The organism is Carboxylicivirga litoralis, assembly GCF_025499605.1.
GTDB lineage: Bacteria > Bacteroidota > Bacteroidia > Bacteroidales > Marinilabiliaceae > Carboxylicivirga > Carboxylicivirga litoralis.
The window spans coordinates 509,993-525,827 of record NZ_JAFMVC010000001.1; the positions used below are offsets into that span (position 1 = coordinate 509,993).

Here is a 15,835-nt window from a genome sequence, read left to right on the forward strand (position 1 = left end):
TTTTATGAGATTTTACTTATTTTTTTAATTTAAATGGGTTGTATTCACTACCCGAGAATTCTACACTGGCATGCCCTGCATATTCCAACATATTCAGACGAACACCGTGCACCAATACCGCCATAGCGGCTAATGTCATATTTAAAGCGTGACCAAGCACCAAAACCAACACAGCACCTACTCCTGATGCAATGGTTGTGATACCCTCTCCAATGGCCATGTCGTTAAAACTACTGGCCATTAACACCGTTGACAATCCAACAGCATACAAACGAATGTATGAGATGACGTCGGAAAAACCATTAATAACGTTTAAAGGAAGGTTCCCCAAAGAGGATAACATACCTTTAAATAATGGCTGTCCCGGGCTTGAGAATAAAGCCACCAATACGGCACCTCCAATAAATAGCCACGGCATATATTCAGGAGCCTCAATTCCTAAAACCATTTTATTTACCAGGAAGTACAATCCCCATACAATAGAAACCCAACCGAGCTGAGCGACAGGGATGACACTGTTGATGTACTTCCATCCTTTTTGAAGGTGACCAATGGTCAGGTGCACTGCTCCAATCAGGAACATAAACTGCTGAATCTTCAGGTTATCTCCTCCAAAACTAGCCAGTTGCTGCACTTGCAATTGCTTCAAAAACGGAATATTGGCAATGGTCTCAGCACCAAAATAGGTCCCGGTCAACACACCCCATACCATTACAGACACAGATAACGTGTAAAACAAACCAAACTCAATCTTCTTAACAAAACCTGTTTTCCAATGAGCAAAAAGAGTCAGCGCAAAAAAGATAAGACCGTAGCCGGCATCTCCCACCAATATACCAGTGAAAAATGTAAAGAAGACCAAAAATACTTTGGACACATCTATTTCGTCATATCCCGGAACTAAGCCCATAAAGTTCATGACTGGTTTAATCTTATGCGTCCATTTTGGATTCTTAAGTAATGTTGGCACCAAATCATATTCGTCATGGCGTGGTTCTCTGACCACATACCCCCAACCATTTTGTTCGGCTACATCCGTAACATTACTTACCTTATCCTCTGGGATAAACCCTTCCCAGCAACGCACTCTATCATGATAAGCTATACCTCCATACTGAACAGTGCGAATTGTTAAGCGGCGGTTTCGCTCCTCCAAAGCATCAATCAAAACGTTTTTCTGAGCACTTAATTGAAGTAATAACTGCTGACCGTTGGCCAACTCAGTATTCTTTTCACTTAAGGCGAGCTCCACTTCTTGTTTTGAAACACCGGGTAATTCTATCGGATGATAGTTTAATGTAGCATCCTTATCTTCGCTGATAAGTACCACCTGACTATGTCCATTAGATTGAGCTACAACTTCTACATTATCTTGATTACGAAGATTTTTCAAGTCCTTATCAGGCACTTCGTAAAGCTTTAGGTAGACGCCACTTTCATTAATTGCCCGGATAGCTTCTAACGAAACATTACCCCAGCACTCATACCACTGCTGAGCCTTATTAAGTTCTGCTACCTGCTTTTTAAGTTCGCTTGTTATTGTGTCAGCTTCAATCACTTTTTGCAATAAAGCCACCTCTCCACGCTCTTCTTTGCTATAATCCGGGACTTCAATTGAGGAAACTGATTCAGCTCCATCACATTCATCCAATATAGCAATAGCCTTCTCCAACTCACCGATACGCTTTTGAACACGCTCTATCGACTCATCCTTAGCCGGCTGAAAAGGTGAAATATGCATTAAGCCCAAATTGCCCAAAACCGTCAAATCCTCATCCATATCATTGGTAGGATTGGCCATAAAGAGCAATAGCTTTTTCATTTTTATAATCATACCATCGCTCCTTCCCTTTGACTGGTTTTAACAACTTTGGCCGTTGCAATCGTCAGACGTTCATCATCTTGCAGTTTCTGGCCAATTTTTCGAATTGCTATTTTCGCATTTGGAATACGACGATTTTCAAACAACTTAATTCGGGCACGAACATCTAACAGCTCTTCTTCAAGTAAACGAATCTGCTCTTCCAAACAGTCTATTTCAGCCATCAGCTGTAATTGTTCCTTCATAAGTTCAATAGCATCGTCAACCCACAATGGTGTATCATCTTGAATAGGTTCAACGTTGAAATCAACACTTTCGTATTGATAAACACGTACACCAGCCACATCAATAGGCTTTGTTATCACTTCATTGACAGCAATATAAGATGCAATATCTACATGCACATCACTCATTACCGCTACCCATGGTTCTGCCTTTCGATTATTTCGATCAATCACCTGACGAATTTCATCAATCCGTTCAGTAATGGTGTTAATTGTTGACATCAAAGATTTCTCCATGGCTTCGAACAAAGGCAGCATACGTAACGACACCTTCAGAATTTTCTTCTGACGGGCACGCTCTGTTTTTGTGTATTTAATTTTTACTCCTGCCATTATTCCTCCTTCTTTTTAGGCGGGTTCACAACAGACGCCAATACCTGAGAGCCACGTTCATTATCAAAAGAGTTTAAACGATTTAAAATTTGCAAACGCAATTTATAAACCATAATCTCAGTTAATGTAAACGCTTCGCCCGCCACAATGGAGTCAAGTTCTTCCCACTGCCAACGCATTATTAGCTTTTCGCGTTCTAATGGGTTAGCATGAACAACTGTTACTGGGAAACGCGTTAAACCGGGTGTGCGCCTTTGAGCTTTAGCTGCTCTGAGTTCCGCCATGTCTTCTTTCATCTCATCCAACATAACGGCAATTCTTTTAAGACTCACCTTCCCTTCTGAATCGGTTGCCTGGTAAATATCAACCGGTTCAAGTTTTTTAAAGTGCTTTGCCGACAATTGACTTTTGGCATCGGCGGTAAACTCCTCCATGCTTATGGGGGGCACCTGACCAAACTTCAACGAGGGCAAACTACACATTAAATAAACCAAGTTCGACATGCTTAAGCCTCCTGGTTTTGGGTTATGCGCTCAACCAAATCTTTATTTAAAAGGGCAAACATGGCCTGTTGTATATCACTATCGCTCAATACAAACTGCACACCGCTGCTCTCTTTTGACTGCACTACAATCTTAGCTGCATTATTGACTAATGGCTTTAGCTCCACTTCTTCATTTAAGCCAGCTTTAGATATAAAGGCCTCCATTGCTTTTAAGGTCTCAGCTGGTACAGATACAGCTTTCTGGCCTTCGATTGAAGCAACAACCGCCTTGGTTAACTCCTGCAGATACTGTTCTTGGGTAAATAAACTTTCGCTTAAACCTCCAAAGATGGACTCCATGTATTTAAGAACGGCCACTTTGGTTGCCTCAATCATATCCCGAGAAGCCTGCTTTAAAGCCATCTGTGCATTGTTTTCTACCTGCTCAGCTTTAGTGTTAGCCTCATCTATAATAGTCTTCTTTTGAGCTTCAGCCTCTGCGATAATGGCCTCAGCTTGTTTCTTAGCTTCTTCAATAATGCGTTGCTTTTCAGCCTCTCCTGCATCAATGCCTTGCTCCTTAAGCTTCGAAACTATTGTTTCCAGGTTTTCTTTATTATCGTGCATTTCGTTCATTTTTTTTAATAGATAACCGATTAATTCTTATCCCAATATTCTTCAATCAGTTTTTTACTGAGGCCTGTTTCTGTAGGATCGAAATGGCGCTTAAGAATAGCCCAACATTTATCTAAGGCTGCTTCCAGCTCAATTGGTTCACCGAATGGTTCTTCAACATTTTGGATAAAGTCGGTACGATAACGTAATAGTTTTTGCGAATATGGGTCATTGGCAGCTCCTACTTCTGATGCCTCTTGTGCTTTTTCGGCATCCGCTAATAATGAAGCCATGGCAGTCATGATAGCACGGTGGTCGCTACGTGTTTTGCCGTTTACACCTTGCTTCAAACGTGATAACGAACGCGCTAATTTCAGCTTACCATTCTCTAAGAAGAACTGTCCCTCTGTAATATAACCTGTGTTATCAGGTACTGGATCTTCCAACGATTCCAAAGTTGTGGCACCAATAATGGTGATGGAGCCCGCGCCTTCAATATCAGCAGCCACCTCGTAGCGTTTGGCTAACTCAGAATATAAAGAACCTGGATAGCCTTGAAGTGAAGGAATCATATCCTGGTAGTTGGCAACATTACGTAAAATATTGGACCAGTTAGTCATATCAGTTAAGAGTACCAAAACATCTTTTCCCTGATCACCAAACTCACGTGCCACACTTAAGGCCACATCTGGCAACATTAAACCTTTAATCTGTGAATCACCAGCCAGGTGAGTAAACATGATGGTCTTATCAATATTACCCGATTGAGACAACTGGTCTTTAAAATACTGATACTCATCAAACTTCAATCCAATACCGGCGAAGATAATCACATCTGCCTGAGCCCCTTGAGCAATCTGTGACAATAAGCGGTTATAAGGCTCTGTTGGGCCAGCAAAAATTGGAATCTTCTGCGATTTCACCAATGTATTAAATACGTCAATCATTGGAATACCTGTCCATAAAGCTTGCTTAGGTACGTTACGCACTGTTGGATTTAGCGTATCCAGACGCGTTGACACTTCTTTCTCGAAGATCACCTCTGGTCCACCATCGGCAACTTCTCCAGAACCATCAAAGCTACGTCCTAACATCTTGTTAGAAAAACCTGCCGTTAATGGCACTTCGTGCATGCGAATTTTAGTTCGCGTGCTTAATCCTGCAGTACCATTAAACACCTGAAAACGTGTTGCATCCTCAGTAATATTAATGGCTTTAGCAAACGATAAGCTCTGACCCGAGTCAGCTTCTAACAATTCAACTACGTGATTGAGTGCTACTCCAGGATTGCCCTCTACAGAGATAAGAGCTTTACCTACTTCGCTAATTTTATTTATCTCTTTTCTTATCATACGGCGTATTCCTCCTGTAAAATAAATTTGGCAACTGCATTTGGTAACTGAGCTAATTGCTCTTCAGTAGTAGCCGAATAATTCCAATCTTTCCACCACTGGCGCAGCTCATCAAACTTGCTTTTGATCATCTCTTTTAATTGCTCATCATCCATGTTAGCAGCCTCAAATGCTATTTCGCTATCAATTAAGTTCTGCACGGCTTCATTGATGACATCCAAACGCTCAGGTCGCGTACAAGCATCTATCTTATCAAAGGCATCTTGCTGCATCACACAGAAATCAATGGTCAAACCTTTTTGAAACTGCACATAATTAGATACCGGTACTTTTTTCAAACCAATGGTACTAATTGTTTGATCGATATCATTGGCGTTATTTAAGGTCTGAATCATCTTTTGACGATCTTTCCATGATACAAAGCCATCGTAAACAGATGTTGTATATACTAAAGGATCGATAGCTGGATATTTTTTCGCATCGGCACGGTCCTGAGATAATCCCCAGAAACCACCAGTTGCATCCATTGTGGCTTGTGTTACCGGCTCCTGGAAGTTACCACCAGCAGGAGATACTGTACCAATAAAGGTTAGAGAACCTCCAGTACCTAGGTCTTCGCCAGCACGTTGGTACATACCTTTAATCTGATCCGGAATATCCATTGGGAAGGCCTCCGGTCCAGGAATATCACCCTGACGACCACTACGCTCGCGTAATGCCTGTGCCCAACGCGAAGTTGAATCCGCTAGCAGCACTACTTTTTTACCTTGGTAACGGTAATATTCACCTACTGTTAAAGCAATAAACACTGAAGCCTCACGAGCCGCCACCGGCATTGAACTGGTATTACCGAAAATACACATACGCTTCATCAACGATTCACCGGTTGTTGGATCTTCTAACTCAGCAAATTCTTTAAACACCTCAACTGCTTCACCAGCACGCTCACCACACGCAGCCATAATCATAATATCCGCCACAGCATATTTACAAAGTGAGTGTTGTAATACAGTTTTACCGGCACCAAAAGGCCCTGGGTTACCAACAGTACCACCGTAACCAACAGGGGCTAACAAATCAATAACACGCGTTCCCGTAGAGATGGGCTTACTTGGAATAGCTCGTTCTTTAAATGGAATTGGTTTTTTTACCGCTTGTCGGAATGCCAACTTAAGCTCGTGTTTTACACCTAACTCATCTACCACAACAGCAACTTGTTGTGTAATATTAACTGAGCTTTTTTCAATAACACTTTCAACTTTGCAAGTCCCAAAACTAAATGGCACTAATATTTTATGATCCACCTTGCCTTCAGGTACAGAACCAATCACATCACCGCCGGCAACCGAATCACCAACTTTTACACTAGGCGTGAAATCCCATAAGGCTTCCTCGTCCAAAGATGGAGCATTCATTCCTGGTTTTAAGTAAGCATCTTCTTCACTTAATTTATACAATGGATTTTGAAGACCATCCCATACACTTGTTAAAAGCCCAGGCCCCAATAATACAGATAAAGGAGTACCTTTAAATACTACTTCATCACCAATTTTAGCTCCTGTCAAGTCTTCAAAAACCTGCATTTCTACAATACCTGCATCAGCATTTTTTGGATCAGGTATAATCTGCAAAACCTCCGCCTGGAGGAATTTCCCATCTACGGAAATCTCAGCAGTTTCCCCCATTATTACATCATCAAAGAATCGGGCTTTCACCAACGAATCCTGGATGGAAATAAGGTTCCCTGTCCTCTTTTTATTGATATCGTTCATAATTTATATTTTAAAGCCAGCTGGTTTCTCCAACTAACTCCCCATTACTAATTTGAAAACACATACAATTTAGGCATGTTATTTACTGGAATACTATTAATTAACATTCTTCTGGAAATCAAATATAAGTTTTTTTGACACTCATCCCACATTAATTTAGAAGGATTATAAAGAGCTAAATGATGATAGTTAAAAGGTAAAACGAATGTATATAAATAATCATTCAAATGGAAGTAATAATGAATGAACGCTATCAATTTTCGAATAAAATAACATAAATAAGTTACGAATGTGAAAAGATGATTTTTGATACATTAGGAGCTGTTTATCTTTTATTTTTAAATAAGTAAACTGAGGCAAAAAAATAAAATCAAGTCAGTAAATTCTCTCCGTTCTATGAATTTAAAAAAAGCAGCATAACCATTATGGCACAAAAAAAGCCGTCCCACCACAGGACGGCTTAGCAAAACATTAACCATAAAAACCAAATTCAAGCCAAATGCTAGCAGATGGCCGAACTTCGCGCCTTCTTAACCACTTGGAAGGCGTTTTCTATCTGTTCTATCAAATCCTGTGGATTCTCAAGCCCAATACTTAATCTAACTAGTGACGGCGAAATACCTAATTTCGCTCTGTCTTCCGGAGACACATCAACATGTGTCATTGTAGCCGGATGCTGAGCTAAGCTCTCTGTCGAACCAAGGCTCACAGCTAATTTAAACAATTTTAGATTGTTAAGGAATAAAAACGCTTCTTTTTCTCCCCCAACAATATCAAACGCAATCATCGAACCTGTTGATAGGCATTGACGATCAAAAATATCTTTTAACTCCGGCTCATCATCCAATAATCCAAGATAGTGAATTTTGTCTACCATCGGATGATCTTTCAGGTAATCTACTATAATTCGTGCACTCCGGGCTTGTTCTTCCATGCGCACTTTTATTGTTTCCAGGCTTCGTTGTAATAACCAGCTCGAATTTGGATCAAGCTGACTACCAAAGAAGGTTCTCATACCTTTTATTTGTCCAATTAAGGCAGACGGCCCAGTCACTGCTCCTGCAATAACATCACTGTGTCCGCCAATAAATTTAGTCGCCGAATAAATCACTATATCGGCACCAAACTGCATTGGATGCTGAAAAACAGGTCCTAAGAATGTATTATCAACTGCAAAAATGCATTTCTTTTCTTCTGTGCTAAAATACTTCGCGACACGCGACACCATCTCCATGTCAATAATAGAGTTGGTAGGATTACCAGGTGTTTCTACATAAACCATTGAGGGTTTACGTCCTGGAAAAGCTTTTTCAACGCGCTCAATAATCACATCTTCACCTTCGCCTTTTACAAACGTTACAACATCAATATTGAACTCAGGCAATACATGGTTAAAGAAGTGATCGGTGCCGCCGTAAACCGGTCCGGAATACAATAAAACATCTCCTGGTTTTACAAATGAAAATACAGTCGTGGAAATTGCTCCCATACCGCTTGAAAAAAATGCTGCTGCATCCGTCTCATCCCAAAGTGCTAAACGTTTCTCCAGAATATCCATATTCGGATGGTTCAAACGAGAATAAATCATTCCCATCTCCTCGCCTTCTTCCTTCTCTCTCAAACCATAGGCTAATTCAAAGAAAGCCTTGCCCTCTTCTGCTGAATTAAAGCAGTAGGTAGAAGTTTGATAGATAGGGCTTTTCACGGCTCCTTGATGTGCATGTGCATCATAAGCATGTGACATCATCAAACTTTCTGGTTTCATCTTCTTATCCATCGTCGAAATATTTTTTAACAAATTTAGCTATATGCAGTTATTTTAACTACATATATTAACTATATTGGCATTTCATTCTATTATATTTGTTTATTGAAGATTTTTTAACTATTTAATCATAAAAAAATGGCCCCTACAGAAAAATATTCTCCCATCAACCTGGATGATACCGATAAAAAGCTACTAAAACTGTTACAAGAAAATGCCAAGATGACCACTAAACAACTGGCACATCATCTCAATCTATCGACAACTCCAGTATTTGAGCGCATCAAACGCCTGGAGCGGTCAGGCGTCATTGAAAAATATGTGGCGATTATTAACAAAGAGAAAGTTGGTAAGGAATTAGTGGCTTTTTGCAATGTATCGCTCAAACAGCATTCGCACAATGTTATACACGAATTTGAAACAGAAATAGCCAAACTACCAGAAGTTATTGAATGTCATCACATAGCAGGAATGTTTGATTATACTCTAAAAGTAATTACACAAAACATGGAGACCTATCATAACTTTATCTACAATAAGCTGGCATTAGTTGACAATGTAGGTAATGTACAAAGTTCTTTTGTCATGCGTGAAATTAAGTCAGGTACCGAGCTACACCTGGATTAATCATTCGTATCCAGTGGCACATAAAAGAAAAAGTTGGTGCCTACACCTTTTTCGGATTCCAAACCAATTTTGCCATTTAATAACTGAACCAGGTTTTTGGTGATGGTTAATCCCAATCCATTTCCGGCATATAAATTAGCAGTGTTATTTTCCACTTTCAAAAAGCGGTCAAATATACGATTTTGATGTTCCAAACTAATACCAATGCCACTATCTTCAACGCTAAAACGTGCAAAGTGGCCTTCTTTAACCAGCATGACTTTAACGTAGCCTGAAGCCGTGAACTTAATAGCATTACTTATTAGGTTGTTCAGTATCTGCCGCAGCCTGAAATTATCAGATAATACGCGTATTGGTTCATCGGGCATGGTGAGCTGAAAACTTACCTGCGGCTTATCTTTTAACGTTTTTGAGGTATTAAACGATTCAAACACTTCTCGAATAAGCTCGGATGCATTAATTGAACTCACGGCAATTTTTAACTGCCCCGATTCAATCATTGAAATATCAATAATATCATTTAGCAGGTGAAGCAAATTATCGCCATTGGTTCGTATCAACTTTGCAAAATCATTTTTTTCACCATCGGAAAAGGAACCGTCGAGCAGTAATTCTGAAAAGCCAATAATGGCATTCATAGGTGTTCGAATTTCATGACTCATATTGGATAAGAAAGCTGACTTTAACCGATCAGACTCTTCTGCTGCCTCCTTTGCCAACTTCAACTCCTGAGTTCGCTGATCCACCAGTTCTTCCAGATTTTTCGCAAAACTCTCTATCTCCTCCTTCTGTCTGGCAATTTCATCACGCTGGCGATGGGCAATATTACGCTGTAATTGAATCTCTTTGGTCCGAATACTTACACGCTTTTCAAGAATTTCTTTATCTCGTTGCAAACGATGATAATATAAACGCCCCACAACATACACCAAGATAATTGTTAGACAGATGCACAAAAATATAAACCAGGTCGTTTTCCAGTAAGGAGGTTTTATTATCAGTTTAAGAACCTTAATATTATCACACAAATAACCCTCAGCATTGCTGGAACGCACCTGTAACTGATACTCCCCAGGACTTAGATCGATAAAGGTCAGGTTTCGCTTCTTCTTTAATGGAATCCACTCTTCTGAATTTGGCAGCATTCGGTAGTAATAGTCTATCTCAGTTGGCTGGTGATAATCAAGTGCTGCAAAATTGAGTGTAAAAAAACGTTCATCGGGTTCAAAATAAATTGTATTCGCCGTTAGTATGGAAGCATCCAGAACAACAACATCAAAGTCAGTTGAATCTCTAACAGTAATTGGCTGCCCATACAACTCTAAGGACGTAAAATATAGCGGCGGTTTATACATGGATTGCCTGATACTATCCGGATGAAACACGTTAAAGCCATTAATACCTCCAAACACCAGGTTTCCATTACCAAGCTTTTCAGAAGCAGTATTAAACTCATTACTTTGCAGCCCGTCATTGACATCAAAGTTAATAACCTCACCTGTATTGATATCAACCTGAGAGATACCTTTATTAGTACTTATCCATAATTTGTTATGATGCTCCAAAATCTGATAACAGCATGCATTGGCCAAGCCCTCTTTCAGTCCATAACGGCTAGTAACAGTTAAGTCACTATCAACTTGACATACCCCTTTATCAGTAGCGAACCATAGGCGTTGAGCAGAATCTTCATACACCGAATGAACACCTGCTGTATATAGGCCCAGCTCACCTGTATCTTCGGCGAAAGAAAAATTAAAAGAATCTGTATCTGCATTATATACATTCACCCCATTGGGACTTGTAATCCATAAATTACCATCGCCAGACTCATGCACGTCCCAAATTGTCACATAGCTTGTCATTCCGTTATTATGCTCAAACGGGTAGCGTTTTATGGTGTTAGTATTCAGGTTTAGCATCGCTAATCCATGGGCAGTACCTACCCACAAGTTTCCTTTCGAATCTTTTTCGAGTGCAAATACCTCAAAATCGGGCAACGATGATTCATCTTCTACCGAATGATTGTATATAACATTTTCGCGTGTTGATTTATTATGTTTTATCAATCCACTTGAGGTGCCAATCCACAAATAATCACCATCGTGTAAAAGCACCCACACTGAAATATCTTTTCCAGAACCGAAAGGAAGGTAACGGTTTATCTCACCATTGGCTGAATTCCAAATGGAAATACCTTGCATGGTGCCTAGCCAAAGAACACCATGCGCATCTTCATCCATTGCATACACCGATTTCCCATAAAGACCATCTCCTCCTTTAGTTTGATAATAATGAAGAAACTGGTTACTGGAAATATCCTGGTGAATAGCACCACTGCTTTTGGTGCCCAACCAAAGGTTATCACGTTCATCAACCAGGAGGCAACGAATAAAGTTATCCTGCAGGGAATATATATCGTATGGATCTTTTTTAAAGTGTTCAACCTTACCGTCTGGGAGTACATGATATAAACCTGTGAGCCCGCTACTCAACCACAGTTCGCCTCTCTTATCAACGGCTATATCACTTACTTTGATATTATCAAGAAAGAGCAAGCGTACCTCTTTGGTGGTCGTATCAAATTCAAAATAACCACCATCGGTTGCCACCCTTAATGTATTATTAGCCGTATTAAATTCTAACTCTGAAATGATATTACTTTTATCAGCCTGATGATCATCAGCTGATAGTGAGTACTGCTTGAATTGTCTTTGTTGGGTATCAAGTTCAACAATTCCCTTTCCATAAGTACCAACCCATAACGTATAATCATCAGCGGCTAACACGGCCGTTGGAACCACGTAAGGAAATTCAGCATTATGTTCTTCATTAACTTCAAAATTGTTAAAAATACCCGTCTGTGGATTGAAAATACTAACACCATACGACGTCGCCATGACAATATTCCCACTGATATCCTGGCATAAATCATAAACAAAACCAGACAGGATAGAGTTGTTGTCTTTATCATACAAATAGTGAGTGAACAACTCATTTTGGGGATTAAAAACACTTAATCCCCCCCCATTGGTTCCGATGTATATCAGGTCATTTTCTCTATCTTCCAGCAAACAATTAATGGTATTATTGAGTAGTCCGGTTTCTGGGCCATCATCTGTTGAAAAAATGGTGACTCCAATGCCATCGAAACGATTTAAACCTTCTTCTGTTCCAAACCATACAAAACCACGATGATCTTTTAGCATACAATTAATTGAATTTTGCGACAGTCCTTCATCGATTGTAAATGAGTAACTGGTGTATCGTTTTACCTGAGCAGACATACTCAATAATGCGACTTGCCCTACCCAGAAAAACAGGAACAGCTGATATATGGGATTAAATTTCTTCAAGCATACTTAATTTAAGGCAATTATAAAATTAATGAAAGTTATATCTTATCCAAATCAAAAAGCGAAACAAACAAAACCTCACATCCATTGTTTAGAATCTAAAGTAAAATGATAATCAAGAAAAAAAATGGATATACTAGAGAAACTAAATTGGCGATATGCCACTAAAGAGTTCGATGCTTCAAAAAAATTATCGGAAACACAATTAAATTTATTATTGGAAGCCACTAACCTGGCGCCTTCATCATTTGGACTACAACCCTTTTCCATCGTTGTAGTTGAGGATAATAAACTTAGAGAGAAATTAAAGGCTGCGGCCTGGAATCAGCCTCAAATAACAGACGCCTCTCAATTAATATTGTTTGCCATTAATACCGACTTGTCAGAAAAACATGTTGATGACTTTATAGCTCGTATTTCAACAACGCGAAATATACCCGTGGAATCATTAGCCGAATACGAAAACATGATGAAAGGCTCTATTAAACAATTGCCTAAAGAAGAGTTGCAAACTTGGCAGGCTAAGCAAGCCTACATTGCCTTAGGGCAGTTAATGGTCACCGCAGCGGTGGAAGGCATTGACACTTGCCCAATGGAAGGATTTGACAAGAAAGAATTCGATAAAATCCTTGGCTTAGAAGATAAAAAACTGTCTTCGGTTGTAATAGCCGCAGTTGGTATCCGTTCTGCTACCGATAAATACCAGGCACTACCCAAAGTTCGAAAAGCACTTGATGAACTGATTATAAAATTATAACAAAACAAAAACGGCTTGCAGATTTTGCAAGCCGTTTTTCATTCATTCTTTTTCTGTACTCATCGAAGGCGGATAACTATCTGCATTAATTCCTCTTTGCTTATTAGGTTCGGCGTCCATTTTAAAATGTAATTCGCCTCCGTTCAATAAATCATCATGCGTGATGTAATTTTTATTCCAGGTATTGCCATTCACCATTAGGCTATTGACGTAAACATTATCTATTCCATTATTTTCACTTGAGATAACCAACTTTTTACCATTTGGAAGACTCACATTCACTTTATCAAAAATAGGACTTCCGAATACATACATATCCTGGCCAGGACACACCGGATAAAAACCCATAGCACTAAACACATACCAGGCTGAAGTCTGTCCATTATCTTCATCGCCACAATAGCCATCTGGATTTGGCGTATACAATTTATCCATCACCTTTCTCACCCAGTATTGCGATTTCCAGGGTTGCCCTGCGTAATTGTACAAATAGGTCATATGCTGAATAGGCTGATTACCATGCGCATATTGTCCCATATTCATAATCTGCATTTCACGAATCTCATGAATCGGGAAACCATAATAGGAATCATCGAAAACCGGAGGTAATTCGAATACTTTGTCAAGCTGACTAACAAATGCTTCATTGCCTCCCATAAGCTGCTTTAAGCCTTCAATATCATGAAATACAGACCAGGTATAATGCCAGCTGTTTCCTTCGGTAAAAGCACCACCCCATTTAAATTCGCTAAATGGCTCTTGAAAAGTACCATCTGCATTTTTACCTCTCATCAACTTATTATCCGGGCAGAATAGATTTTTGTAATTCTGTGCACGTTTAGCAAACAAATCTATTTCATCCTGAGGCTTGTTTAATGCTTTAGCTAATTTATAGATATTGTAATCAGCGAAGGCATATTCTAATGTCCGTGCAGCATTTTCGTGAATACCCACATCATACGGAACATAGCCTAATTCATTATAATAAGAGGCTCCGTAACGCCCTACTGACGTAATATCTTCTAAATAACCATTGGTATTCTTTATAATTGCTTCATATAGGGTCTCAATATCATAATCGCGCATTCCCTTTAAATAAGCATCGGCAATATTAACGGCAGAGTTAGAGCCAATCATACAACCACGGTGACCAGGACTTGCCCACTCTGGTAGCCAGCCACTTTCTTTATAAGTATTAACCAATCCCTCCATGATTTGATTATTCAACTCCGGATACATAATGGTGAAAAAAGGGAATACGGCTCTGAAAGTATCCCAAAATCCATTATCGGTAAACATATAACCTGGAAGTACTTTTCCGTTATAAGGACTGTAATGAACCACCTTATTATTTTGATCGTACTCAAAGAATTTACGTGGAAACAACAATACACGATACAAGGTGGAATAAAAAATTCGCTGTTGATCAATCGTACCTCCTTCTATCTTAATCTTGTCCAGCTCTGTTCGCCAAGCCTGATAAGCTTTCTCTTTAGTCGTATCAAAGCTATCTTTTCCAATTTCCCGTTCTAAGTTTAACTGCGCTTGTTCATAACTTATAAAAGAAGATGCAACCTTTGCGTGAACTTGTTCTCCTTTTTTAGTCTGGAACTGAATAACTGCACCAACATGATACCCTTCTTGTTCATTTGCATCAATTAACTCATCTTTATTCCATGTTTTTACACCAGCAATGTCTTTGTCGAATTCTATAACAAAATAGTTATGAAAGTTCTCTGGCACGCCTCCCGAGTTATTTTTACAATAACCAATTAGTTTTCGTTCTTCCGGTATAACCTTTACATATGACCCTTGGTGAAAGCCATCAACAAGAACATAGCTCTCCTCATTTTCAGGAAAAGTAAAACGAAACTGTGCGGCCCTCTCAGTTGGAGATACTTCAACATTTACATCATAATCGGCCAAATAGACCTGGTAATAATGTGGACGAGCAGTTTCAGCTTTGTGCGAAAACCAACTTGCACGTTCATTTTCTTTAAATTTTAATTCGCCTGTAACAGCCATCAAGCTAAAAGCGGCATAATCATTTATCCAAGGACTAGGTTGGTGCGTTTGTTTAATCCCACGAATCTTATGAGCGTCGTATTGGTACGCCCAACCATCTCCCATTTTATTCGTCTGGGGCGTCCAGAAGTTCATACCCCAGGGTGTCGCAACAGCTGGATAAGTATTACCGTTAGAAAGTGCAAACTCAGAATCTGTACCCATTAAGGTATTAACATATTCAACTGGATCTTCAACCACCAAGCAATTGGTAGTTTTTGTATCATCACAAGAAGTGACCAAAAGTAAAGCAAGTACTAAAAATACTGCATGTTTTCCTAATCTCATCATAGCGTTCGTATTCACAATTTTCTTGCAAATTACATAGCTTTTTCCATTACAAACAACTATAACAGCCTAAATAATAGAGCAAAGAACAAATGGGACCTGAGTAAAAACATTTATCCACCGTGTTTAATTCAACAACTTCTATTTAGGCGAGGAGTATATATAGCTTGATTAACAAACCCCCTAAACACAAAAAACCCCTTATTCGAATGAATAAGAGGTTTCTCTAAAAAAAGGCGGCGACCTACTCTCCCACTTCTACGCAGTACCATCGGCGCTATCGGGCTTAACTTCTCTGTTCGGAATGGGAAGAGGT

At 39.5% G+C, this 15,835-nt stretch carries 11 protein-coding genes and 1 rRNA gene; 2 read left to right on the top strand and 10 right to left on the bottom strand.

Going from position 1 to position 15,835, the window contains the following annotated elements; all coding sequences use genetic code 11:
* Positions 1–16 precede the first annotated feature (16 nt).
* From J1N10_RS02010 to J1N10_RS02040, 7 genes are all read right to left on the bottom strand, one after another.
* A complete protein-coding gene (locus J1N10_RS02010) occupies positions 17–1,822 on the bottom strand; it encodes a V-type ATP synthase subunit I (protein WP_262325002.1) in 1,806 nt (601 codons plus the stop codon).
* A gap of 8 nt (positions 1,823–1,830) precedes the next feature.
* Positions 1,831–2,439: a V-type ATP synthase subunit D gene (locus tag J1N10_RS02015; protein WP_262325003.1), complete on the bottom strand. Its 609-nt coding sequence runs from the start codon at positions 2,437–2,439 to the stop codon at positions 1,831–1,833.
* Positions 2,439–2,942, bottom strand: a complete 504-nt coding sequence (locus tag J1N10_RS02020; protein ID WP_262325004.1) for a DUF2764 domain-containing protein — start codon at positions 2,940–2,942, stop codon at positions 2,439–2,441. The genes J1N10_RS02015 and J1N10_RS02020 overlap by 1 nt, the downstream gene beginning before the upstream one ends.
* 2 nt (positions 2,943–2,944) lie before the next feature.
* A complete protein-coding gene (locus J1N10_RS02025; protein ID WP_262325005.1) occupies positions 2,945–3,550 on the bottom strand; it encodes a hypothetical protein in 606 nt (201 codons plus the stop codon).
* A gap of 29 nt (positions 3,551–3,579) precedes the next feature.
* Complete coding sequence (locus J1N10_RS02030; protein WP_262325006.1) at positions 3,580–4,890, bottom strand: V-type ATP synthase subunit B; 1,311 nt, start codon at positions 4,888–4,890, stop codon at positions 3,580–3,582.
* Complete coding sequence (locus tag J1N10_RS02035; protein WP_262325007.1) at positions 4,887–6,662, bottom strand: V-type ATP synthase subunit A; 1,776 nt, start codon at positions 6,660–6,662, stop codon at positions 4,887–4,889. The genes J1N10_RS02030 and J1N10_RS02035 overlap by 4 nt, the downstream gene beginning before the upstream one ends.
* A gap of 502 nt (positions 6,663–7,164) precedes the next feature.
* Entirely contained in the window at positions 7,165–8,439 is a 1,275-nt protein-coding gene (locus tag J1N10_RS02040; RefSeq protein WP_262325008.1) for a cystathionine gamma-synthase family protein, read from the bottom strand.
* Positions 8,440–8,565: 126 nt separating this feature from the next.
* Here J1N10_RS02040 and J1N10_RS02045 point away from each other — a divergent pair, with 126 nt between their 5' ends.
* Entirely contained in the window at positions 8,566–9,054 is a 489-nt protein-coding gene (locus J1N10_RS02045; RefSeq protein ID WP_262325009.1) for an Lrp/AsnC family transcriptional regulator, read from the top strand.
* Here J1N10_RS02045 and J1N10_RS02050 read toward each other — a convergent pair.
* Positions 9,051–12,410: a hybrid sensor histidine kinase/response regulator gene (locus J1N10_RS02050; RefSeq protein ID WP_262325010.1), complete on the bottom strand. Its 3,360-nt coding sequence runs from the start codon at positions 12,408–12,410 to the stop codon at positions 9,051–9,053. The genes J1N10_RS02045 and J1N10_RS02050 overlap by 4 nt on opposite strands.
* Positions 12,411–12,537: 127 nt before the next feature.
* Between J1N10_RS02050 and J1N10_RS02055 the strand changes: the two genes are divergently transcribed.
* Positions 12,538–13,167, top strand: a complete 630-nt coding sequence (locus tag J1N10_RS02055) for an NAD(P)H-dependent oxidoreductase (RefSeq protein WP_262325011.1) — start codon at positions 12,538–12,540, stop codon at positions 13,165–13,167.
* A 42-nt stretch (positions 13,168–13,209) separates the two neighbouring features.
* Here J1N10_RS02055 and J1N10_RS02060 read toward each other — a convergent pair whose 3' ends face one another.
* Both J1N10_RS02060 and rrf read right to left on the bottom strand, forming a co-directional pair.
* Complete coding sequence (locus J1N10_RS02060) at positions 13,210–15,522, bottom strand: GH92 family glycosyl hydrolase (protein ID WP_262325012.1); 2,313 nt, start codon at positions 15,520–15,522, stop codon at positions 13,210–13,212.
* Between the two features lie 228 nt (positions 15,523–15,750).
* Positions 15,751–15,835: ribosomal RNA gene (gene rrf, locus J1N10_RS02065) — 5S ribosomal RNA — on the bottom strand; the annotation flags it as partial.